Raw genomic sequence first — 23138 nt, forward strand, 5'->3', positions numbered from 1 at the left:
GGGAATCCTGCCGTTCCGCTCGCGCCAGTCGGCGCAGAAATACGCGACGATCTGGACGCGCGACGGCTCTCCGCTCAAGGTGAACACCGAATACCAGACGAACGCGTTGCGGGCCTTGCTGCACGCGAACGACTACGACGTGGTCGTCGACTACGCCATGCGCTACGGCAACCCGTCGATTCCGGAGCGCATTCGTGCGCTGCGGCAAACTGGCGTCGAGCGCATTCTGGTTCTGCCGCTCTATCCCCAGTATTCGAGCAGTACGACCGCCACCGCGACCGATGCCGTATTCCGCGTGCTCGGCCGGCTGCGCAATCAGCCCGATGTGCGCACGGTGCGCGACTATCACGATCATCCGGCGTACATCGAGGCATTGCGTCAGCAGGTCGAAGGCTACTGGCAGCAGCACGGCCGGCCCGATTTCTCGGCAGGCGAGCGACTGTTGCTGAGCTTTCACGGCGTGCCGCGCCGCACGCTCGACCTAGGTGATCCTTACCATGATCAGTGCGTAAAGACCGCGCGTGCGCTGGGCGCCGCGCTGGGCCTCGACGAGACGACCTGTCGTCTCACGTTTCAATCGCGTTTTGGCAAGGCCGAATGGCTCCAGCCTTACACGGCACCCACGCTCGAAGAGCTGGGCCGTGGCGGCACACCCCGTGTCGATGTGTTCTGCCCCGGCTTCACGTCGGACTGTCTCGAGACGCTCGAGGAAATCAATATGGAAGGGCGCCACGCGTACCTGTCCAGCGGCGGCAAGGCATTCCATTTCATCCCATGTCTGAACGGTGCGAGCGCCTGGATCACGGCGCTTGGCGAAATTGCTGCGCGTCACCTGCAAGGGTGGCCGGTGCTCACGCCCGAGGGCGCCGCTCAGGCGTCGGCGGCGGCGGTGGCATCGACCCGGCAACGGCAAGTCGCGGCCGTGGCGGCGTTCGACGAAGCCAATGCGGCGGCGGCAGCGTCGGCCTTATCGGCGCAGGGCCAACCCGGAGCGGACACGTGAGCGTCAAGGTGGACGATTCGCCGCAGGCCGCCACCCGCATCGACAAATGGTTATGGGCGGCGCGCTTCTTCAAGACGCGTTCCCTCGCCACGCAAGCCGTCGACCGTGGGCGGGTGCTGTGCAACGACGCCCGGGTCAAACCGGCGCGCGACGTGCGCCCGGGGGACCTTGTCACGGTGGATAACGGCAGCACGCGCTGGGGAGTGCGTGTGAAGGCCATCGCGGAAGTCCGGGGCTCGGCCCCGGTGGCACAGTCGCTGTATGAAGAGACCGACGCCAGTCGGCGCATGCGTGCGGATGAGAGTGAACGCCGACGTTTGTTTCAGGAGCCCGCGGCGCAAATGCACGGGCGGCCGACGAAACGGGATCGACGGCGTCTCGGTGGCGTTGGCGAATAGAGGGGACGTGCGAGAGCGCTGACCCGTCGATGAGACGGCCGCGCCCTCGGGTGACTAGCGCGAAGGAATTCCGGTATTGGACGAATGCACCGGAACGCCCGGCATTTCAAAGTCGTGATACAGCACCGCCCGCACGCCACCGTATTCGGTATCGCGGGGGGTGACTGCGCCGGACAAGCAGATCGTAATCGTTACCGTCGTCACCAACGCAAGGATGAAGACAACAGCCAGTGGCAGCTTCATGATGCGCTCCTGAGAGAACGCTCGACGGGACGGGGGATGTCCGGCGAGCGGCCGGGTTCAGCGCGGCACATACATCCGCTGAACCGTATTTCATGTTAGGTCGCAGCAACGGCCGATACAATAGTGGACTCGTAACGCGTGTAACCGGATATTTATCGGCACGCGGCGCGCACCGGCATGGCGCACAGCGCGCCGCCAGCCCTTGAAATCGGTGTGAACGCCCCTACTATCCAAAGGGATTTGAACCGGTGGCGCATCGTCGTGGTGCGCCGCAAGAACCTTTTGACGACTCAAGCTCATGACTGAACCGCAAAACACCCCCGATCAGCCGATTCCGTCCCAGGCCGAAGCGGCCCCGACCGACGCGGCGGGCGCGAACGACGCGCTGCCCTCGGTCGAGGCGCAACTGCTGGCGGCCCAGGCCGAAGCGGCAGCCCTGCGCGACGACGCCTTGCGCGCGCGCGCCGAGATGGAGAACGTTCGCCGCCGTGCGGAAGAGGACGTGGCAAAGGCGCGCAAATTCGCCGTCGAGAGTTTCGCGGAGAACCTGCTGCCGGTGATCGACAGCCTGGAAGCGGCCGCGGCCGACAAAAGCGGCGATGTGGCCAAGCTCCAGGAAGGCGTCGCCCTGACGTTGCGCCAGCTTGTCTCGGCGCTCGAACGCAGCCGGGTGACGGTCATCGACCCGGCCGGTGCGAAGTTCGATCCGCATCAACATCAGGCCATTTCGATGGTGCCCGCCGAGCAGGAACCGAACACCGTCGTCGCGGTACTGCAAAAGGGCTACCTGATCGCCGATCGCGTGCTGCGCCCGGCGCTCGTGACCGTCGCGGCGGCCAAGTAATCGGGTCGCGCCGGCGTCGAACGTCATGACATCATGGCAAGTTTCGGCGTTCCGGCAACCGTCACGGCATTCCCGGCCGTGGACTGCACGGGCGTCATGCCGATGGATACGCTGGCATGACGCGGGGTAAAACCGGACGACAAGAAGGGTCTTGAAATGGACCGGGCTGCACCCATATGACGTGCAGATCAACGATTTGAGCGGGCCACAGGCCCCACGGAACGACGCAAAGGACGCTAGGAGAAATAAACATGGGCAAAATCATTGGTATCGACTTGGGCACCACGAACTCGTGCGTGGCCGTCATGGAAGGCAATCAGGTCAAGATCATCGAGAACGCGGAAGGTGCCCGCACCACGCCGTCGATCATCGCCTATATGGAAGATGGCGAGATTCTGGTCGGCGCACCGGCCAAGCGCCAGGCGGTGACCAATCCGACGAACACGCTGTACGCTGTCAAGCGCCTGATCGGCCGTCGCTTCGAAGAAAAGGAAGTGCAAAAGGACATCGGCCTGATGCCTTACAAGATTGTCAAGGCTGACAACGGCGATGCCTGGGTGGAAGTGCGCGACCAGAAGCTGGCCCCGCCGCAGATTTCCGCCGAAGTGCTGCGCAAGATGAAGAAGACCGCCGAGGACTACCTGGGCGAGCCGGTCACGGAAGCCGTGATCACGGTGCCGGCCTACTTCAACGACAGCCAGCGTCAGGCCACGAAGGACGCCGGCCGTATCGCTGGTCTGGAAGTCAAGCGCATCATCAACGAGCCGACCGCTGCCGCACTGGCATTCGGTCTGGACAAGAAGGAAGGCGGCGACCGCAAGATCGCGGTGTATGACCTGGGTGGCGGCACGTTCGACATCTCGATCATCGAAATCGCGGACGTGGACGGCGAACACCAGTTCGAAGTGCTGTCGACCAACGGCGACACGTTCCTCGGTGGCGAAGACTTCGACCAGCGCATCATCGACTACATCATCGGCGAGTTCAAGAAGGAACAAGGCGTCGATCTGTCGAAAGACGTGCTCGCGCTGCAACGCCTGAAGGAAGCGGCGGAAAAGGCCAAGATCGAACTGTCGTCGAGCCAGCAGACTGAAATCAACCTGCCGTACATCACGGCCGATGCCTCGGGTCCGAAGCACTTGAACCTGAAGATCACGCGCGCCAAGCTCGAAGCGCTGGTCGAAGAGCTGATCGCCCGCACGATCGATCCCTGCCGTCTGGCCATCAAGGATGCCGGCGTGAAGGTGAGCGACATCGACGACGTGATTCTGGTCGGCGGGATGACCCGCATGCCGAAGGTGCAGGAGAAGGTCAAGGAATTCTTCGGCAAGGAACCGCGCAAGGATGTGAACCCGGACGAAGCCGTGGCCGCGGGGGCCTCGATTCAGGGCTCGGTCCTCTCGGGTGACCGCAAGGACGTGCTGCTGCTCGACGTGACCCCGCTCTCGCTCGGTATCGAAACGCTGGGCGGCGTGATGACGAAGATGATCACGAAGAACACCACGATCCCGACGAAGCACTCGCAAGTGTTCTCGACGGCCGACGACAATCAGCCGGCCGTGACGATCAAGGTGTACCAGGGTGAGCGCGAGATGGCCGCCGGCAACAAATCGCTGGGCGAGTTCAATCTCGAAGGCATTCCGCCCGCCGCACGGGGTACGCCGCAGATCGAAGTGACCTTCGACATCGACGCCAACGGCATTTTGCACGTCGGCGCGAAGGACAAGGCCACGGGCAAGGAAAACAAGATCGTCATCAAGGCGAACTCGGGTCTGTCGGACGCCGAGATCGAGCAGATGGTCAAGGATGCCGAGCTGAACGCCGAGGAAGATAAGAAGGCGCGCGAACTGGCCGACTCCCGCAATCAGGGCGACGCCCTCGTGCACAGCACCCGCAAGGCGCTGACGGAGTACGGCGACAAGATCGAAGCCTCGGAAAAGGAAGCGATCGAGTCGGCCATCACGGCGCTGGAAGGCGCGCTGCGCGGTTCGGACAAGGCGGACATCGATGCCAAGGTCGAGGCGCTCGGCACTGCCAGCCAGAAGCTCGGCGAGAAGATGTATGCCGACATGCAGGCGCAAGCCGGTGCTGCGGGTGCCGCGGGCGCCGAGCCGGGCAAGCCGCATGACGATAACGTCGTCGACGCCGAAGTGAAGGACGTCACCGACAAGAAGTAAGGCGTGCATGGCGCGCGACGCTCGTGAATGTGCGTCGCGTGTAGGCCGGGTATCGAAGTTCTCTGCCAAGGGAATCTCGACCCGGCTTTTTGCCTGATGGCGACATGCGCCAACATTGGAAAGACTTATGGCCAAACGTGATTACTACGAAGTGCTTGGCGTTGCCAAGAACGCCGCCGACGACGAAATCAAGAAGGCGTATCGCAAGCTGGCGATGAAGTACCATCCGGACCGCAATCCGGACAGCAAGGACGCTGAAGAGAAGTTCAAGGAAGTAAAAGAGGCGTACGAGATGCTCTCCGAGCCGGAGAAGCGTGCCGCGTACGACCAGTATGGTCACGCGGGCGTCGACCCGAACATGGGCGGCTTCGGCGGGGCAGGCGGTCAGGGCTTCGGCGGCTTCGCGGACGCGTTCGGCGATATTTTCGGCGACATCTTCGGTCAGGGCGGCCCTGGCGGTGCGGGTGCCCGTGGTGGCCGGGGCGGTCCGCAGGTGTATCGCGGCGCAGATCTGCGCTACAACATGGAGATCACGCTCGAGCAGGCCGCGAACGGTTTCGACACGCAGATTCGCGTGCCGAGCTGGGACGAATGCGAGATCTGCCACGGCAACGGCGCGAAGCCGGGCACGAAGCCCGAGACCTGCCCGACCTGTAACGGATCGGGCGCGGTGCGCATGTCGCAGGGCTTCTTCAGCATTCAGCAGACCTGCCCGAAGTGCCACGGCACGGGCTCGTACCTGCCCGACCCCTGCACGAACTGCCACGGCTCGGGCAAGATCAAGAAGACCAAGACGCTGGAGATCAAGATCCCGGCGGGTATCGAAGACGGCATGCGCATCCGTTCGGGCGGCAACGGCGAACCGGGTGTGAATGGCGGTCCTGCGGGCGACCTGTATGTGGAAATCCACATCAAGGCGCACAACGTGTTCGAGCGCGACGGCGACGATCTGCATTGCCAGATGCCGATTTCGTTTGCGACGGCGGCCCTCGGCGGCGACATCGACGCCCCGACGCTGCACGGCAAGGCGACGTTCGAAGTGCCGGAAGGCACGCAGACGGGCAAGACGTTCCGCCTGCGCGGCAAGGGCATCAAGGGCCTGCGCGCGAGCTATCCGGGCGATCTATACGTGCATGTGCAGGTGGAAACGCCGGTCAAACTCGACGACAAGCAGAAGCAAATGCTGCGTGACTTCGATACCGCACTCAAGGCCGGCGGCGCCCGTCACAGCCCACAGACGAAGGGTTGGTTCGACCGCGTGAAGCAGTTCTTCGAGTAATTCCATGTCATGTGAAGCCCCTTTGGCCGCGTTCGCGCTGTTGGACGACAGCGCGGATCCGGCCGGCGGGGCGCGTCTGTATACCGGGCTCGTGCGCGAGGTGACTTGCGACGAGCCCGATGTGCTTTCGGACGCGCTTCGCGAAGTGGAAGACGCCACGCGTCACGGCCTGCATGCCGTGTTGCTGGCCGACTACGAATTCGGTGTGCGTCTCGCGGGCGTACAGACGGTGGCGGCGCGGCGAGCACGGGGACGATTGCGCGCCCTGCTGTTTCGCGAGTTGCAGCGGCTCGACGCGACGCAAACGCAGGCGTGGCTGTCGCAACGCGAAGCGGCCGATGCCTGTGACGGCAGCTTGGCACCCGTCATTTCCGGTAACGGCGACGGCGTTACGCCGCCCGGCGTGGCCGGGGTCGCGGCGCTGCAAAGCGACGTGAGCGATGCAGCCTTCGACGACGCCATCGCCCGCATCCACGACTGGCTCTCGCAAGGCGAGTGCTATCAGATCAACTACACGTACCGTTTGAATTTCGACGCGTTCGGCTCGCCCGTCGCGCTGTATCGCCGGCTGCGTGCGCGTCAGCCGGTACCGTACGGTGCGCTCGTCATGTTGCCGGGCGCGTCGGGCGTGGCCGGCCGGGCGATTCTTTCGCTCTCGCCCGAACTGTTCCTGCGTCATTCGCGCGGCCAGATCGAGGCGCGTCCGATGAAAGGCACGGCGCCGGCCAGCGGCGACGCATCGGAGGACGCCGAGCGCAGCGCCGCGCTCGCGGCCGACGAGAAGAACCGCGCCGAGAACGTGATGATCGTCGATCTGTTGCGCAACGACCTCGGACGGCTCGCGATACCCGGCTCAGTCGCGGTGCCGAGGCGCTTCGAGGTGACGCGATTCGCGAGTGTCCTGCAGATGACCTCGACCGTCACGGCGACGCTGCCGCAAGCGACGACGTTTGCCGACGTGTTGCGCGCGCTGTATCCCTGTGGTTCGATCACGGGTGCGCCGAAATATCGCGCGATGCAACTGATCGGTGAACTCGAGGCGTCGCCGCGCGGGCTCTATACCGGCGCGATCGGCTGGCTGGATGCACGCGAAGACGACCCGCACGCGCTCGGCGACTTCTGCCTGTCCGTCGCGATTCGCACGCTGGAACTCGATGCGCCCGACGCCAGCGGGTTGCGGCGCGGACGATTGGGGGTCGGGGCGGGCATCGTGCTCGACAGCCGGGCGCACGAGGAGCGCGCAGAGTGCAAGCTCAAGGCGCGTTTCCTGAGTGCGCTCGATCCGGGCTTCGAACTCTTCGAGACGATGCAGGCGACGCAGGCGTCGGGCGTGGCCCATCTCGCGCGGCACGTGGCGCGCCTGGCGGCGTCCGCGAAGTGGTTCGGCTTCCGGTTCGATGAGGCGGCCTTGCGTGCACAGATCGATGCGGTTGTCGCCACGCTGGGCGAACACGACGTTCACCGCGTGCGTCTGGCGCTCTCGCATGACGGCACGGTCGCGATAACGCACGCCGTGCTGGCACCGCTACCGGGCAAGTCGGTCAAGGTGCTGCTAGCGGCGGCCAACGATCCCGCGAGCACGACGCGCGCGAACGACCTGTTCCTGCGCCACAAGACCACGGTGCGTGCGCGTTACGATGCGGCGTGGAAGGAGGCGGAAGCGAATGGGGCGTTCGACATGCTGTGCTTCAATGAGCGCGGCGAGCTGACCGAGGGCGGGCGCAGCAATGTGTTCGTCAAGCGCGACGGTATCTGGATGACGCCGCGACTGTCATGCGGTGTGTTGCCGGGCGTGATGCGCGGGGTGATGCTCGACGACGCGAAATGGTCGGCGGTGGAGGCCGTGCTCACGCGAGACGACGTGCTGAGCGCACAGGCGATCGTCGTGTGCAATGCGCTGCGCGGCGCGCTGCCTGCGACGTTGCTGGAGGCTTCACTGACGACGCCACCGGCGTCGCCACCGTCGATGGCATCAACAGCGCCATCAACAGCGCCACCGACGACGGCAAGCAACTGAGGCACGGCGGCGCCAACACACGCCGCCGTGCGTCATGCCATTAACTGCCCTGACGCGCTGCCATCTGCGGCACGAACAGTTCGCTCCACTTCGCGGGACGCGTCTTGATCGTGCCCGCGCGGCTCATGAACTCGACATACTGCATCAGGCCATTGGGCGTGGTGGTGAATTTCATGCCCGGATCGGCCAGAATCTGCTCGATGTCGGCTTGCGGCACGTTCATCTTCGACACGCGCAGGTAAGTTTGCGCGGCGCCGACGTGATCCTTGGCGATGTACGCGGCCGCTTCATCCTGGGCGTCCAGGATCGCCTGCACCAGCTTGGGATTCTGCACGGTGAACTGTTTCGGCGCGAAGACCACGTCGATGGTGATGTTGCCGAGCACGTCGGTGGAATTCAGCACGCGCTTGATGCGCGGATCCTTCAGTTCCTGGTACGAGAACGGCGGCGAGGTGAAGTGCGCCGTGATTTCCGTCTTGCCGGAGAGCAGGGCACTGACGGCTTCCGGATGGCTCAGGCTGACCGTCAGCGGATCGAGCTTCGCGTAGTTCTCGATACCGAAGGCCTTGGCCGCCGCCATTTGCAGCAGCACGGCGGACAGCGACGTCTTGATGCCCGGAATCGCAATCTTGTCCTTCGAGGTGAAGTCCTTGAGCGACTTGACGTTCGGATTGTTCGTGTTGAGCCAGAGCGGGCCGCTCGAGAGGGCCGACAGACCGATCACTTCCGAGCGCGGAATGCCGTGCGCCTTCGACCACAGCGTGACGAAGCCCGGCGCGCCCGTGCCCGCGACATCGAGATTGCCGGCGAGCATGGCGTCGTTGATGACGTTGCCGCCGTCGAGCACGGTCCACGTCGTCTTCACGTCGCCCAGGCCCAATGCCTTCGCGTGCTTCTCGACGAGATGCTGGTCGCGCATGACCATCAGCGGCAGATAGAGAATGCCGTAGCCGTGCGACAAACGCACGGTGCTCGCTTCGGCGTGCGCGACGTTGCCGAGCGTGGACAGGGCGGTCGTGGCAGCGAGCGTCAGCGCGCTTGCCCAGCGGGTGAAATGGCGTCGGTTCATGGTGTTGTTGTCTCCGGATAGTTGGAATTATTCATACCCCCGAAGGGGCGTCAATCAGACACTGCCGCAAAAAACGTGTGAATCGTGAGTCAGTGCTGCATGCCCCAGCGGTGCAGCGTGCGCTTTTCGATGCGGGCGAACAGCAGGTTCTCGACCGCGAGACCGATCAGGATCACGAAGAACAGGCCGGCGAACACATTGGCCGTCTCCAGCGAATTGCGGTTCTCGAAGATGTACCAGCCCAGACCGCCCGAGCCGGACGACACGCCGAACACCAGTTCCGCCGCGATCAGGGTGCGCCACGCAAACGCCCAGCCCACTTTCAGCCCGGTGAGAATGCTCGGGAACGCGGCCGGGATGAGCACATGCCGAACCAGCGCGAAACGCTTGAGCCCGTAGTTCTGCCCGACCATACGCAGCGTTTTCGATACACCGCGAAAGCCGCTGTGCGTGTTGAGCGCCACGGCCCACAGCACCGAGTGCACGAGCACGAAGATCACGCTGCCGTTGCCCAGGCCGAACCAGATCAGCGCGAGCGGCAGCAGTGCGATGGCTGGTAACGGGTTGAACATGGCCGTGAGCGTTTCGAGCAGGTCGTTGCCGATCTTCGAGCTGATGGCGACGGTGGTCAGCACGCCCGCGAGCCCGATGCCGATGCTGTAGCCGATGAGCAGCGTTTTGAGCGAGACGGCGGCGCGCAGCAGCAGCACGCCGCTGGTCAATCCGCCGGCGAAGGCGCTGACCGTGTCGGTGAAACTCGGGAAGAGCAGCGCGTTGTCGAGCCAGCGGCCGTAGATTTCCCAGATCACGGCGAGCACGCACAGGATGAGCGTCTTGCGCAGCCAGCTCAGCCGATACAGCGTTTCGAAGGTCGACAGCGGACGCTGAATCGACGACAGCTCGGCGGGCGTCGGTTCCAGCACGAATTCCGGCCGGTAGACGGCTTCGAGGGGCGCTTCAACGCTCGCTTGGGCGGACGACGGGGTGTGTTGCGAGGTCATGGCGTTCATGGCCGTCTCCTCAGTGGGCTGCGAACAGCAGTTGATCGATGCGCGTCTCGAGCGCGCTCTGGTGCGCCGTACCGAGTTGCTCCGGGGCGATGCTATTGAGTTCGGCCTTGACCTGGCCGGGGTGCGGCGAGAGGAGCAAAATGCGCGTGCCGATGCGAATCGCTTCGTCGATGCCGTGCGTGACGAACAGCACCGTGAAACGCGTGTCGTCCCACAGGCGCAGCAGTTCGTCCTGCATCTTGCGGCGGGTGAGGGCGTCCAGCGCGGCGAACGGCTCGTCCATGAGCAAGACGTCGGGCTCCATCGCCATGCCGCGCGCGATGGACACGCGCTGTTTCATGCCGCCCGAGAGCGTGTGCGGATAGCTGTCGATGAACTTCGCGAGGCCAACCTTTTCGATGTAGTGGGCGGCACGCTCGGCGGCTTCGCGTCGCTTGAGGCGACCGCTGGCGATCAGCGCGAACTCCACGTTCTGACGCACGGTTTTCCACGGCAGCAGTTGATCGAATTCCTGGAACACCATCATGCGATCGGGACCCGGTTCGGTGATCGTGCGGCCCTTGAGGCGAATCTCGCCGTGGACCGGCGGCAGATAGCCGCCAATGGCCTTGAGCAACGTCGATTTGCCGCAGCCCGACGGGCCGAGCAGCACGAACCGGTCGCCCGGATAGACGTTGAAGCTCACTTGCTGCGCGGCGGTCACCAGGTAATCGTCGGTCTTGTATTGCAGCGTGACGCCATCGATTTCGAGCAATGGCGGCACCGCGGGCGCAGGGGTCCCGGCGGCGCCCGCATGGGGGGCGTTGTGCATTGCGTGTCTCCTGAGGGATGCTTTTATAATCAGTTCCCATGCTAAGCAGCGAAGCTGTAGCGAAGCTGACACGTCGGGCGCGCAGCGCCCGAATTCAGGGGAAACCCCGAGGAAGTCGCCGGCGATTTCCGAGAGAATCCCGAGACCATCACGGACATTCGCCGGGAAGAATGCCGGGCGCCCCGTGATCACCATCGAAGGAGACTCAGGAACTATGCGCATCATGCTGGTGGAAGACACCGCCGATGTCGCCGAAGCGATTGCCACCCAGTTGCGTAGGCTCGGCCACGCGCTCGATTGCGAGACCGACGGCGCGGCCGCCGCGGCACGCATCGGCGACGATTACGACCTGCTGATCCTCGACGTCATGCTGCCGCACATCGATGGCTTCGAGTTGCTGCGACGCGTGCGCGAGCGTGGCCTGTCCACACGCGTGCTCATGCTCACTGCGTGCGCGGAGATCGAGGAACGGGTGCGTGCGCTCGATCTCGGGGCCGACGACTACCTCACCAAGCCGTTCGATTTTCGCGAGCTGGAAGCGCGCGTGCGAGCGCTCATGCGGCGCACCGGGCAGGACGCCACGAATCGGCTGACATGCGCCAACCTCACGTTGGACCGCAAGAGTCGCGGCGTCGAGGTCGATGGCCTGCCGATCGAACTGACGCGTCGCGAAGTGACGCTGCTCGAAATTCTTGCGGCGCGCCCGGGACGCATCTTCGGCAAAGACGAACTCATGGATCGCCTGTATGGCGACGAGCCGGCGCCAAATGCGAACGCCATCGAGCAATATGTGGCGCGTCTGCGCAAGAAGCTGGCCGCCGCGCAATTCCAGATTCGCACGTTGCGCGGACTGGGTTATCAACTCGTGCTGTCATGATCGTTCCCGGCCGTTCCCTGTATCTGCGGCTGGTCGTTCGCATGGGCGCTGTGCTGGCGTTCGCCGTGGCGGCGGTGCTGCTCGGCATCTGGTTCTCGACGCGCGCGGCCGTCGACCGCGCGTACGACCGCTGGCTGCTCGGCAGCGCGCTGCAGGTCGCGGAAAACACCTGGTATCAGAATGGCGAGGTCAACGTCGACGTACCGCTCGCCGCCTTTTCCGCCCTCGCGCCGGGCGATCAGATCTTCTACAACGTGCTCGATCCGAACGGCCGCTCGGTCGCGGGCGATTCGGAGTTCCGTCCCGATATTCCGTGGGACAAGCTGGCCGGCGGGCCGGTCGTGGTCGACGGCACGTACCAGGAGATGCCCATCCGCATCGCCATCGTCGGTCGCCGCATGCCGGTGAGCGCGCCGCATCCGTGGGCCGTGGTGGCACTGGCCCACACGCAGAACGCACGCGTGCGATTCACGCGTGGATTGGCGGACAACACTTTGCTCATCACCATCGCCACCGGTGTGCTGACAATGCTCGCGGCGTTGTGGACGCTGCGTCAGGCGCTCGCGCCGCTCAAGCAGATCGAAGCGGCCATCCGGGCGCGCGATTCGAACGACCTCGTGCCGTTGGCGGTGACGGCGCCGGCCGAGACGCTGGCGCTCGTCGGTGCAATCAATGACTTCATGCAGCGGCTGGCCACCTCGCGCGCGCTGATGCGTCGTGTCATCGGCGACGCCGCGCATCAATTGCGCACGCCGGTGACGGCACTCACCGCGCAGGCGGAAATGCTCACGCAGACGCAGGACGAGGCGGCGCGTCAGGCACATATCGCGCGCATCCAGAAGCAGGCGCGTGGGCTGGGCGGACTCATTCACCAGTTGATCAATCACGCGATGGTGCAGCATCGCGCCGACAGCGTGGCGCCCACGCCGGTCGATCTGAAGGCGTTGTTGCCGGTGGCGATGCGCGAGACGCTGTCGTATGCAACACGCGATATCGATGTGGCCTTTCACGCACCGCCGACGCCCTGCATGATCGTCGGCGATGCCCTGAGCCTGCGCGAAGCGATCAAGAACGTGCTGGTCAACGCGCTGGCATATGGCGCACCGCATCGGCTTCACGTCGATGTGACGCGTGTCGACGATCAATGGCGCGTGCGGTTCTTCGACGATGGGCCGGGCATCCCCGAGTCGGAGTGGCAGCGGGTGCGCACGCCGTTCTCATCGCGTGCCGACGGACGCGAAGGGGCGAGCCTGGGGTTGGCGATGGTGGCCGAGGTGATGCTTGCACACGGCGGGACGATGACGTTCGAGGGGGGCCGCGACGCGGGGTTCGCCGTCGTGTTGACGCTGCCGATGGCCGGATGAGCGCGGAACGAATGCGCAAGGGGGCGCAAGGGGGCGCAAGGGGTGCGGCAGGATCGCGGGAGGTTCGAGCACGCGTGGCACATCAGCGTGGACCGAGGCAGCGGCGCGTTCGCGAACCGCTGCCTCATCAGCGCGTGGGAGGTGTCCGCTCGCTCAGAAGCAATGCGCTTGCGCAGGGAACGTGCCGTGCTTGACCGCTTGCACGTACGCTTCGATGGCGGCGGCAATGCTCGGCTGGCCTTCCATGAAGTTCATCGAGAACTTCGGTGACTTGCCGGGGAACACGCCGAGCATATCCTGCAACACCAGCACTTGTCCGTCGCATTCGGGACCGGCCCCAATGCCGATGGTCGGCATCGTCGGCACTTCCGGTGTGACGCGCGCAGCGACGGCGGCCGGAATGGCTTCGAGCACGACCAACTGCGCGCCTGCCGCTTGCAGCGTGCGCGCATCGTCGATCAACTGCGTTTGCGCAGCCTCTTCGCGCGCCTGAACCTTGAAACCGCCGAACGCGTGCACCGACTGCGGCGTGAGTCCCAGATGCGCACACACGGGAATGCTGCGCTCGACCAGAAAGCGCACCGTCTCGGCGAGCCACGCGCTGCCTTCGATCTTCACCATTTGCGCGCCGGCCTGCATGACGGCCACGGCGCTCTGATAAGCCTGCTCCTTCGTGCCATAGGTGCCGAACGGCAGGGCGGCCAGTACGAGTGCCTTGTCGACACTGCGCGCGACGCATTCGGTGTGATAACAGATGTCGCGCAACGTGACGGGCAACGTCGTGCGCTGGCCCTGGATCACGTTGCCGAGCGAGTCGCCAATCAGAATGGCGTCGACCCCCACGCGGTCGAGCAGCGCCGCGAAACTTGCGTCATACGCGGTGAGCATGGCGATCTTCTCGCCCCGCTCGCGCATCTGGGCAAGCCCGGGAACGGTCACGGCCTTGCGGTTGGATTCTTGCAGATAACTCATGTCAGCCTCGGTTCATGAGGTGTCACCCGCTCACCTGCGCGGCGCGGGCGACGATCAGGGGCGAGCGCCCTTGACGAAGACTTCCTTGCGTCCGCGCATCTGATCGATGCGTTCGACCAGCAGGGCGAAGTCATTGTCGTTATGCGCCGGGTCGAATTGTTCCGTGTCGACCGTCAATACCGGCGCAGCGGCGTAATGATAGAAGAATTCGCCGTAGATGTCGCACAGCGCGCGCAGATACGTATCGGGAATTTGCTGTTCCATCGGAATGGCGCGCTTCTGAATGCGCGCGAACAGCGTCTCGGGGCTCGCCTGCAGATGAATCACGAGGTCCGGCGCCCGGTGCGGCCGCTCGATGTGCGCCACGAGCCTGCGATACAGGTCGAGTTCGTCGGCCGAGAGCGTCAGGCGTGCGAACAGGCCATCTTTTTCGGGAAGAAAGTCGGTGAAGATCGGTTTGCCGTCGATCTCGCGCCGGGCAATTTCCGTCGCCTCGTCGACCCGTTGCAGACAGAACGACAACTGCGCGGGCATCGCGTAGCGTGCGCTGTCGCGATAAAAACGTTCGAGAAAAGGATTGAGCGTGGGCTGCTCGAGCAACACTGTGGCGCCGGCGGCATCGGCCAGGCGCTGCGCCAGCGACGTCTTGCCGACCCCGATGGGGCCCTCGACGGCCAGGTAGCGAAAACGCCCGAGCACGGGCGATCTCATGACACGTAGGCGCGCTTCGTCGGGCAGCAGCACTGCGCGACGCGCTCGATGCGCTGGTCGGCGACGCCCAGCAGCAAGGCGCTCACGCGGCCCAGGCCAGGGATGTCGAGTTCAGGAGCGAGATCCGCGAGCGGGCGCAGCACGAAGGCGCGCGCGGCCATGCGCGGATGCGGGACGATCAGGTCGGGTTCGGCGATGCACTCGTCGCCGTACAGCAGCAGGTCGAGATCGAGCGTGCGCGGCGCATTCTTGTACGGTCGCTCGCGTCCGAAATGCAACTCGATCTTCAGGCACAGCGTGAGCAACTGATGAGCGCTCAGGCTCGTCTCAACGGCGACGGCGCAGTTGAGATAGTCGTCGCCGCTCGATTCGATGGGGGCCGTGCGATACAAGTCAGACTTGCCAATGATCGTGACGCCGATCTGCTGCGCCAGGCAGACGATGGCGTCCTTGATCGATTGGCGGGCGTCACCGAGATTCGCGCCGAGCCCGATGTAGGCAACAGTCATGAAGCACCTTCGGAACCATGCTGTCGCGATGATACCCGCTTGCCCTGATTCTCGCTGGTCGCGCTCTCGTTGCCGCCGCCCCCGTCGCCACGTTCGCCGCCCGAGCTTTCGCCACTGCTTCCGCCCGTCGGTTTGCGACGTCGGCGGCGACGCTTGGCGGCCGGCGTGGAGCCCGGTCCGCTGCCTTGGGAAAGCAGGGTGTCGCGTGTCGCGGCGTCGCCTTCGAGGAAGTCGGTCCACCACTGGCCGGCTTCGGCCGGGACTTCACCGGATTCGCAACGCAGCAGCAGGAAATCGTAACCCGCGCGCAGACGCGGATGCTCGAGCATGCGCAGCGGCGTGCGGCCAACGCGTTTGTCCAGGCGCACCTGCAAGCCCCAGATATCCTTCATGTCGGCGACGAAACGCCGCTGGATCGCCAGCTTGCCGGTTTGCGCGTCGAGCACGTCGTCCATCGCGAGATGCAGCGCCGGAATCGGATATTCGCCCGCACTTTGATAGGCCTGCCACTTTTCGAGCACGAGATGCCAGAGCAGCGCGGCGAACAGGAAGCCCGGCGAGACCGGCTTGCCTGCGCGGATGCGTGCATCGGTGTTGGCGAGCGCCAGCATGACGAATTTCTCGCCCAACGGCTGCTCCAGTACCACGTCGAGCAACGGCAGCAGGCCGTGATGCAGGCCCTGCTCACGCAGTTGCTGCACACACGCCCACGCGTGACCCGAGAGCAGCAGCTTGAGCATCTCGTCGAACAGACGCGCCGCTGGCACGTTGTCGATGAGTGGCGCGAGCTGTGTAATCGGCTCGGCCGTCGCGTCGTCGATCTTGAAGCCGAGCTTGGCCGCGAAACGCACCACGCGCAGCATGCGCACGGGGTCTTCGCGGTAGCGCGTGGCCGGGTCGCCGATCATGCGCAGCACGCGCTTCTGAATGTCTTCCCAGCCGTGGTGATAGTCGTGCACCGTCTGGGCCGCCGGATCGTAATACATGGCGTTGACGGTGAAGTCGCGCCGGGCAGCGTCTTCCTCCTGCTCGCCCCAGACGTTGTCGCGCAGCACGCGGCCCGATTCGTCGGTGACGTGCGTCTTGCGGTCGAGTTCGCCTTTTTTCGGACGACGTGCGCCGATCTGCTCGCTGTCGACGGCATCGACCAGCGCCCGGAACGTGGAGGTCTCGATGATCTCCTGGCCGAACTGCACGTGCACGATCTGGAAGCGGCGACCGATGATGCGCGCGCGGCGGAACAGGCGCTGGACCTGCTCGGGCGTGGCGCTGGTGGCGACGTCGAAGTCTTTCGGGGCAATGCCCAGCAGCAGATCGCGCACGGCGCCGCCGACGATGAAGGCCTTGAACCCGGCTTGCTGCAGCGTGTCGGTCACGCGCACGGCGTTCTTCGAGAGCAGGCTCGGATCGATGCGGTGGACCGAGGCGGGGATGACAACCGGCTTGCCGGTCGGGGGCAGGATGGCCTGGCTGTCTTTGCCAAGCAGTTTCTTGATGAGTTTGCGGATCACTGGAACAACTCGAGAATGGGCCAGCGACGCGCCAGCGCGATGTCGCGCAGCGCCTCATCGGGGTTCGTTGCCACCGGATGGTTCACCTTCTCCATCAGGGGGACGTCGTTGGCGGAATCGCTATAGAAAAAGACGTGGTCGAAATCGTGCCACGACTTGCCAAGGCTGGCGAGCCAGCCTTCGGTGCGCGTGATCTTGCCCTCGCGGAAGCTCGGTGTACCAACATAGTCGCCGGTATAGCGTGCGTCCGGTGCGTTCGGATCGTCGCCGGCCACGGCCGGTTCGGTGCCGATCAGGTGATCGATGCCGAACGCCCGGGCGATCGGCCGCGTGACGAACGTGTTGGTGGCCGTCACGATCGCGCACAGGTCGCCGGCCCGGCGGTGCGTGTCGAGCAGTTCGAGTGCTTCGGGACGAATGTGCGGCAGGATCGCTTCTTCCATGTACTGCGCATGCCACGCGTCGAGCTGGTCGCGCGGATAGCGCGCGAGCGGCGCGAGGCAGAAACGCAGATAAGCCGGCATATCGAGCCGGCCTTCGCAGTAATCCTGATAGAACGCCTCGTTGGCCTGTGCGTACGAATCACGCTCGACAGCACCCTGGCGCACGAGGAAACGACCCCACTCCTTGTCGCTGTCCGTGGGCAGCAGAGTGTGGTCGAGATCGAAGAGGGCTAAATTGGTCATTGCGCGAATTTTACCTGAAGCTAGGGGCGGCTTACCTGAACCGGCGCGATACCGGTCAGTTTTTCCCTTCGGGGACGGCCGGATCGGTGTGGGTCAGCATCTGGCGCAGCAACGGCAGGGTCACTGCGCGCTTTTGTTCCATCGAAAAGCGGTCGAGACGATCGAGCAACGCCATCAGGCTCGACATATCGCGCTCGAAGTGCGTGAGCAGATAGGCGGGCACGTCGGTCGCCAACTGCAACCCGCGCTCGCGGGCGGCATTCTGCAGCGCCTGCTTCTTGCCGTCGTCATCGAGTCCCACAATGTGAAATACGAGGCCCCAGCCGAGGCGGGTGCGCAGGTCTTCGCGCAGCGGCATGTCGACAGGGGGCTGGGCGCCTGCGGCCACGAAGGCACAGTGCGGGCGGGCGCGTGTCTCGTTGAACAGGTTGAAGGCGGCGATCTGCTGAGTAGGGGAGAGATGGTCGCAATCGTCGACGCAGTAGACCGTGCTCGCGTCGTCGAACGTGAAGGCGGCCAGCGGGCTGTTCGGGCGCAGATAGCGCGCGCTTGGGCCCACGGCATGGCACAGGGCCTCCATCAGGTGGGTGCGGCCGGACCCGGCCGTCCCCCAGAGGTAGATGCCGCGATCGCGTGCCGTGCCGGCCGAGAGTTCGGCGGGCAGGCCGGCGAGCGTTTGCGCCGCCTCGCGATTGGGCCCGACAATGAAATTGTCGAACGTGGCGGGCGGCGGTGTGCCGAGGTCGAGAAACAGTTGCTGGATCACGAACGAGGAAAGCCGGCAAAAGGCTGGCGGAGTGCGGTTTACAGGGCAAGCCGACGTCGGCTTGCGTCCGATATCCGGTTTGCATGCCGAAAGGGCACGCGCATCGGGTAAAATCGCATTTTACCGAACCTTGATGCATTCCCGTCATGTCACACCCTAACGAAACATCCGGCCTTTCCTATCGCGACGCTGGCGTCGACATCGAAGCGGGCGACGCATTGGTCGAAGCGATCAAGCCGTTTGCCAAAAAAACCCTGCGCGACGGCGTGCTGGGCGGCATTGGCGGCTTCGGCGCGCTGTTCGAAGTACCCAAGCGCTACAAGGAGCCGGTGCTTGTTTCGGGGACCGACGGCGTGGGCACCAAGCTCAAGCTGGCCTTCACGCTGAACAAGCACGACACGGTCGGCCAGGATCTGGTCGCCATGAGCGTGAACGACATCCTGGTGCAGGGTGCCGAGCCGCTGTTCTTCCTTGACTACTTTGCCTGCGGCAAGCTCGACGTGGCCACCGCGGCCACCGTCGTCAAGGGCATCGCCCAGGGGTGTGAGCTGGCGGGCTGTGCCCTGATCGGTGGCGAGACGGCCGAAATGCCGAGCATGTACCCGGACGGCGAGTACGATCTGGCGGGTTTTGCGGTCGGTGCGGTCGAGAAGAGCAAGATCATCGACGGCACGACCATCGTGCCGGGCGACGTGGTGCTGGGTCTGGCCTCGTCGGGTGCGCATTCGAACGGTTATTCGCTCGTTCGCAAGATCATCGACGTTGCCAAGCCGGATCTGGACGCCGATTTCCACGGCCAACCGCTGCGCGACGTGCTGATGGCGCCGACGCGCATCTACGTCAAGTCGCTGCTGGCGCTGATGCAGTCGCTGCCGGTCAAGGGCATGGCCCACATCACGGGGGGCGGCATCGTCGAGAACATTCCGCGTGTGCTGCAAGACCACTTGACGGCCGACATCAAGCAAGACGCCTGGACGCTGCCTCCGTTGTTCCAGTGGCTGCAGGCGCACGGCAAGGTGGCCGACGCCGAAATGCACCGCGTGTTCAACTGCGGTATCGGCATGGCGGTGATCGTCGCGGCGGCTGACGCCGACGCGGCCGTCAAGCACCTGGAAGCGTCGGGCGAGACGGTCTACCGTCTGGGCACGATCCGCGAGCGCAAGGAAGGTGAAGCGCAGACGATCGTGTCGTAAGCCCCGGGAGGGCGATGCCCTCCGGATATGCGCAATGCACTGAGAGCCCGCCGGCGATCGCTTCGGCGGGCTTTTTTATTTCACGATGACTCCAGCCCGGCACTTCGCTGGACTGCGCTGAAGCTGGATACAGCAGGTTTATCAATAACTTACGCGCGTCCATCATATGCCGGTGCTTTCTGAAACCTGACCCGGCTTACCCTCGCGCCGCTCCTATGTGGCTCTTGGAATCGGGTCGTTCCAAGGAGTCATCATGGCCAAGATCAAGCTCACCAAGACCGCCGTAGAGGCGGCACAACCCCAGGCGCAGGCCGTCGAACTGCGGGACACCGTGGTGCCCGGCTTCCTGTGCAAGATCACCCCGGCGGGTCGCCGGGTGTTCATGCTCCAGTACCGCACGAACGCGGGCGAGCGCCGCAAGCCCGCCTTGGGTCTGTTCGGAGAACTGACCGTCGAGCAGGCCCGCGTCATGGCGCAGGACTGGCTGGCCGAGGTTCGCCGAGGCGGCGATCCCGGCGGCGCCAAAACCGAGGCGCGCAAGGCCCCCACCATCGCGGAGTTGTGCAAGAAGTTCATGGAGGACTACTCCAAGAAGCGCAACAAGCCCAGCACGCAGGAAGGCTATCAGGGCGTCATCGACCGCTGCATCATCCCATTGCTGGGCCGCAAGAAGGTGCTTGATGTGAAGCGCCCCGACATTGCCGGGCTGATGGAAAAGCTCTCGTACAAGCCGACCGAGGCAAATAAGGCATTCGGCGTACTGCGCAAGATGTTCAATCTGGCCGAAGTGTGGGGCTACCGCCCGGACGGCACGAACCCGTGCCGGCATGTCCCGATGTTCCCGCCGGGCAAGGAAACCCGGCTCATCGTGGATGGCGAATTGGCGCTGATCTACCGCCACCTGGACAAGTTGGAGGCCGAAGGGCTGGAGAACTACGTCATCCCCCTGGCGATCCGGCTGCAATTCGAGTTTGCCGCCCGGCGCTCCGAAATCTGCCCACTCGAATGGGCTTGGCTGGACTTCGAGAACCGCCGTGTGGTTTGGCCCGACAGCAAGACTGGCGGCATGTCCAAGCCCATGAGCGCGGAAGCCTATCGGCTGCTCTCGACGGCGCCGCGCCGGGAAGGCTGCCCGTATGTCCTGCCGTCGCCAAACGACCCGGACAAGCACCTGACCTTTGGCGAGCACTACGGCGGCTGGTGCCGGGCGCTCAAGGCCGCCGGCGTGCCGCACGTCGGCACGCATGGTATTCGCCACCGTTCGACCACCGACATTGCCAATTCGGGCGTGCCGACCAAGGTAGGGATGAGACTGACAGGACACAAGACCGTAGCGATGTTCATGCACTACGTCCACACAGAAGACAAGCCAGTACGCGAGGCGGCCGAACTGGTGGCCAGCCGGCGTCAGGCCATCACCGGCGCAGGGCAGCGCCAGTCGCAGGAGGCCGCAGCATGAACAGCGAAATGCTTCTGTATATGGACGACAAGCCAATCCGCCAGACATTGTCTGGCGAATCCTCCCCAACGCCGAGAAAGCCGAAAGTTGAACTGGCAAACCATGCCCGTTTCGGGTATAGTTTTCGGGAGTGCCAAATATGACCGTCTTCAAACGCAGGGACTTTGCACGGTGGCAGGCCAGCGAAAGGCTACCTGACGCCGCTTTGTGCAAAGCAGTCCAGGAGATGGAGGCCGGTCTGGTTGATGCTGACCTGGGCGGCTTTCTCTACAAGAAGCGGGTAGCGCGCCCTGGTGGCGGCAAAAGCGGCGGCTATCGGACGCTGCTGTCGGCACGGATCGGCAGCAGCTATGTGTTCCTGCATGGGTTCCCCAAGAGCAACAAGGCGAATATCACTCAGGACGAAAGGAAGGCGTTGCAGTTCGCTGGCAAGGTGTTTCTGGAACTGTCGGCAGAGAACTTGGCGAAAGCGCTGGAGTCCGGCGTTCTACTGGAGGTGTGTTGTGACGAGCAAGCTCATTGAATCCCTGCGCGGCGACTTGGCTGCGCTGCATGACGCTGGCGCAATCGGCAAGGTAACGATGCGCGAGTTCGATGCCATCTGCCCGCCGCCAGTGCGGGAGTTCAGTGCTGCCGACATCAAACACCTGCGCGAAGAACTGAAGTTCAGCCAGCCGGTGTTTGCGCTGCATCTGCACACGACAGCTTCGACGGTGCGCAAATGGGAGCAAGGCGATACCCACCCGGCCGGCCCGGCGCTCAAACTGCTGAACATCATCGCCGACAAGGGCTTGCAAGCCATCATCTAGTGCCCCGCACTGGTGACTGCCACGCATGGATGAAGCCGTAGTCGTTTTCTCCCGCAAGGGCCTGTTTCAGACCCGGATTGTGGCGCGCGATGTTCGCAGCCGGGAACATGCGCGCAAGTTATGGCCGTTGGTGTCTCCCGATGCTTTGCGGCAAATGGTGACGTGGGTCAGCCCTATCTTTGAAGATGGAAAGCTGCGTCGGCGCTCCCATTTCCGGCAATTGCCCGTTGATCGCATCTACGACCTCAGGGCGCACTTTGATGACGAAGAAACCAACCGGCAGCGGGCCGTACAGGAAAGCCAAGAGCATCGGCGCGCAAAAGAGTTGATCGCGGCAGAGCTTGGTCGGCGTCTGGATGCCCGGCTTGCCATGCCGTGGTGGTTCAAGGATGCGGATGCATCAGACTACCCGCTGGAAGGTAACCTATTGCTCGGCGCTGATCGTGTAGCGACCGAGCATCCATTGGATACACCCTTCGGCAGCCGATTCCGGCTCGATGTTGCGGTGCTTGGGCCGCCTGTCCAAGCGGAGCCAATGGTTTTGGGTGGCGTGGAAATCGAGCTTGGCCATGCCTTCGACGGACGTAAGGCACTGATCGGTAAGTCGCTGGGGTTCCCGCTCATCTCCATCGACATCACGGAAATGTCGATCGACGAGTTGACGCCAGAATGGGCGCAGCAGGCATTGACCGCCACCACGCGCAGCCACGAACAAGGGCGCCGGCAAACGTACATCTATCTCCATGACCTGCTGTACCCCCTCTACGCCCAGTTGCCAGCATTCCTCGATGACGAGCAACGTCACCAGTTCCTAGTGTTCGCAGATGATGCAACCTTGCAAAAGCTGGCGCACTGGATGAACTTGCTGGCGGAAAGGCTGGAATACCCGAAGGGAGCTGTTGCGGTCGCGTTGGTCAACGGAAAAAGTGAACAATCACGCAAGATGCTGGAGCGCGCAGGGGAAGTTGCCGGGCCTGATTGGAAGGACTTCAATAGCCAGCGGTGCCTGCGTTTGACTCTTCCTCGCCCTCGAAACACTGCGGATCTTCAGGCCCATCGTTTTCATATGACGATGGCGCGACTGCTGCTTTCCCATGCCGATGCACTTGTCGGCTACAAGTATTGCAACGGCGTGAACAACAACGATCCAGAGGAGGATGTCTGGATCGCCCATCGCTGGATTGCCGAGCAGGGTATCCATACCCAACACCGTGTGCTGCCCAAGCGATTGGCCGAGCCGATCAACCGGCTGATCGCAGTGGTGTCCGATTTACGCCGCGATCATGAAACGTCGGCCGCAGAGTCGTAACCACGCGATGCCAAAAATCATCAGGTAGCCGAATAGCTGATTGCTTACGCTGCGCCGTACTGGCCACGGTTCTGGGCAATTCCGCCCGAATAACCGGAGCACGACCATGACGCAACCGTCC

The 23138-nt window shown here is 64.0% G+C and carries 22 protein-coding genes and 1 pseudogene; 13 read left to right on the top strand and 10 right to left on the bottom strand.

The genetic code is table 11. From position 1 onward, the window contains the following. Nucleotides 1-862: pseudogene (hemH, locus tag A985_RS24065) on the top strand (ferrochelatase); the annotation flags it as partial. A 137-nt stretch (nucleotides 863-999) separates the two neighbouring features. Continuing rightward, complete coding sequence (locus tag A985_RS0103465; protein WP_017232020.1) at nucleotides 1000-1401, top strand: RNA-binding S4 domain-containing protein; 402 nt, start codon at nucleotides 1000-1002, stop codon at nucleotides 1399-1401. A gap of 54 nt (nucleotides 1402-1455) precedes the next feature. On the opposite strand, the gene A985_RS26900 is transcribed toward A985_RS0103465, so the two are convergent. Beyond that, nucleotides 1456-1644, bottom strand: coding sequence for a hypothetical protein (locus tag A985_RS26900; RefSeq protein ID WP_017232021.1), 189 nt, complete (start codon nucleotides 1642-1644; stop codon nucleotides 1456-1458). A 298-nt stretch (nucleotides 1645-1942) separates the two neighbouring features. Here A985_RS26900 and grpE point away from each other — a divergent pair, with 298 nt between their 5' ends. From grpE to A985_RS24075, 4 genes are all read left to right on the top strand, one after another. Continuing rightward, nucleotides 1943-2488, top strand: coding sequence for a nucleotide exchange factor GrpE (gene grpE, locus A985_RS0103475; RefSeq protein ID WP_017232022.1), 546 nt, complete (start codon nucleotides 1943-1945; stop codon nucleotides 2486-2488). A gap of 251 nt (nucleotides 2489-2739) precedes the next feature. Then, complete coding sequence (gene dnaK / locus A985_RS0103485) at nucleotides 2740-4665, top strand: molecular chaperone DnaK (protein WP_017232023.1); 1926 nt, start codon at nucleotides 2740-2742, stop codon at nucleotides 4663-4665. A 127-nt stretch (nucleotides 4666-4792) separates the two neighbouring features. Further along, nucleotides 4793-5944 carry a molecular chaperone DnaJ gene (dnaJ, locus tag A985_RS0103490; RefSeq protein WP_017232024.1) on the top strand — a complete coding sequence of 384 codons (1152 nt, stop codon included), beginning with the start codon at nucleotides 4793-4795 and terminating at the stop codon, nucleotides 5942-5944. A 4-nt stretch (nucleotides 5945-5948) separates the two neighbouring features. Continuing rightward, on the top strand, nucleotides 5949-7961 hold the full coding sequence (locus A985_RS24075; protein ID WP_039829829.1) for a chorismate-binding protein: 2013 nt from the start codon (nucleotides 5949-5951) through the stop codon (nucleotides 7959-7961). Between the two features lie 40 nt (nucleotides 7962-8001). Here the strand turns inward: A985_RS24075 and A985_RS0103500 are convergent, their stop codons facing one another. The 3 genes from A985_RS0103500 to A985_RS0103510 all read right to left on the bottom strand — a co-directional run bounded on the left by A985_RS0103500 (nucleotide 8002) and on the right by A985_RS0103510 (nucleotide 10851). Continuing rightward, entirely contained in the window at nucleotides 8002-9030 is a 1029-nt protein-coding gene (locus tag A985_RS0103500) for an ABC transporter substrate-binding protein (RefSeq protein ID WP_017232026.1), read from the bottom strand. An 89-nt stretch (nucleotides 9031-9119) separates the two neighbouring features. Then, complete coding sequence (locus A985_RS0103505) at nucleotides 9120-10040, bottom strand: ABC transporter permease (RefSeq protein WP_017232027.1); 921 nt, start codon at nucleotides 10038-10040, stop codon at nucleotides 9120-9122. 10 nt (nucleotides 10041-10050) lie between these two features. Beyond that, nucleotides 10051-10851, bottom strand: a complete 801-nt coding sequence (locus A985_RS0103510) for an ABC transporter ATP-binding protein (protein ID WP_017232028.1) — start codon at nucleotides 10849-10851, stop codon at nucleotides 10051-10053. A gap of 214 nt (nucleotides 10852-11065) precedes the next feature. Between A985_RS0103510 and A985_RS0103515 the strand changes: the two genes are divergently transcribed. After that, on the top strand, nucleotides 11066-11728 hold the full coding sequence (locus tag A985_RS0103515; protein ID WP_017232029.1) for a response regulator transcription factor: 663 nt from the start codon (nucleotides 11066-11068) through the stop codon (nucleotides 11726-11728). Beyond that, entirely contained in the window at nucleotides 11725-13092 is a 1368-nt protein-coding gene (locus A985_RS0103520; protein ID WP_017232030.1) for a sensor histidine kinase, read from the top strand. Before A985_RS0103515 ends, A985_RS0103520 begins: the two co-directional genes overlap by 4 nt. A 153-nt stretch (nucleotides 13093-13245) precedes the next feature. Here the strand turns inward: A985_RS0103520 and panB are convergent, their stop codons facing one another. From panB to hda, 6 genes are read right to left on the bottom strand one after another with little or no spacing between them, the layout of a single operon-like run. Next, nucleotides 13246-14064, bottom strand: a complete 819-nt coding sequence (gene panB, locus A985_RS0103525) for a 3-methyl-2-oxobutanoate hydroxymethyltransferase (RefSeq protein ID WP_017232031.1) — start codon at nucleotides 14062-14064, stop codon at nucleotides 13246-13248. 54 nt (nucleotides 14065-14118) lie between these two features. Then, entirely contained in the window at nucleotides 14119-14775 is a 657-nt protein-coding gene (locus A985_RS0103530; protein WP_026131614.1) for a deoxynucleoside kinase, read from the bottom strand. Next, nucleotides 14772-15284: a 2-amino-4-hydroxy-6-hydroxymethyldihydropteridine diphosphokinase gene (gene folK, locus A985_RS0103535; RefSeq protein ID WP_017232033.1), complete on the bottom strand. Its 513-nt coding sequence runs from the start codon at nucleotides 15282-15284 to the stop codon at nucleotides 14772-14774. Before folK ends, A985_RS0103530 begins: the two co-directional genes overlap by 4 nt. Further along, on the bottom strand, nucleotides 15281-16795 hold the full coding sequence (gene pcnB / locus A985_RS0103540; protein ID WP_017232034.1) for a polynucleotide adenylyltransferase PcnB: 1515 nt from the start codon (nucleotides 16793-16795) through the stop codon (nucleotides 15281-15283). The genes folK and pcnB overlap by 4 nt, the downstream gene beginning before the upstream one ends. Continuing rightward, nucleotides 16792-17481 (bottom strand): HAD family phosphatase, encoded by a 690-nt coding sequence (locus A985_RS0103545; RefSeq protein ID WP_017232035.1) that lies wholly within the window; start codon nucleotides 17479-17481, stop codon nucleotides 16792-16794. The genes pcnB and A985_RS0103545 overlap by 4 nt, the downstream gene beginning before the upstream one ends. A 55-nt stretch (nucleotides 17482-17536) precedes the next feature. After that, nucleotides 17537-18247 (bottom strand): DnaA regulatory inactivator Hda, encoded by a 711-nt coding sequence (gene hda, locus A985_RS0103550; protein WP_017232036.1) that lies wholly within the window; start codon nucleotides 18245-18247, stop codon nucleotides 17537-17539. A 146-nt stretch (nucleotides 18248-18393) separates the two neighbouring features. Between hda and purM the strand changes: the two genes are divergently transcribed. The 5 genes from purM (at nucleotide 18394) to A985_RS0103575 (ending at nucleotide 23017) form a co-directional block, all read left to right on the top strand. Further along, nucleotides 18394-19440, top strand: coding sequence for a phosphoribosylformylglycinamidine cyclo-ligase (purM, locus tag A985_RS0103555; RefSeq protein WP_017232037.1), 1047 nt, complete (start codon nucleotides 18394-18396; stop codon nucleotides 19438-19440). 253 nt (nucleotides 19441-19693) lie between these two features. Further along, nucleotides 19694-20899 (top strand): site-specific integrase, encoded by a 1206-nt coding sequence (locus tag A985_RS0103560; protein WP_017232038.1) that lies wholly within the window; start codon nucleotides 19694-19696, stop codon nucleotides 20897-20899. Between the two features lie 139 nt (nucleotides 20900-21038). Next, nucleotides 21039-21422, top strand: a complete 384-nt coding sequence (locus A985_RS0103565; protein WP_017232039.1) for a type II toxin-antitoxin system RelE/ParE family toxin — start codon at nucleotides 21039-21041, stop codon at nucleotides 21420-21422. Continuing rightward, nucleotides 21403-21708 carry a DNA-binding transcriptional regulator gene (locus A985_RS0103570; protein ID WP_012479502.1) on the top strand — a complete coding sequence of 102 codons (306 nt, stop codon included), beginning with the start codon at nucleotides 21403-21405 and terminating at the stop codon, nucleotides 21706-21708. The genes A985_RS0103565 and A985_RS0103570 overlap by 20 nt, the downstream gene beginning before the upstream one ends. A gap of 25 nt (nucleotides 21709-21733) precedes the next feature. After that, the gene (locus tag A985_RS0103575) at nucleotides 21734-23017 is read left to right on the top strand and encodes a hypothetical protein (protein WP_017232040.1); all 1284 of its coding nucleotides are present in this window, start codon (nucleotides 21734-21736) and stop codon (nucleotides 23015-23017) included. Nucleotides 23018-23138: the final 121 nt, after the last annotated feature.

The organism is Pandoraea sp. B-6, assembly GCF_000282835.1.
In the GTDB taxonomy this organism is placed as follows: Bacteria; Pseudomonadota; Gammaproteobacteria; order Burkholderiales; family Burkholderiaceae; genus Pandoraea; species Pandoraea cepalis.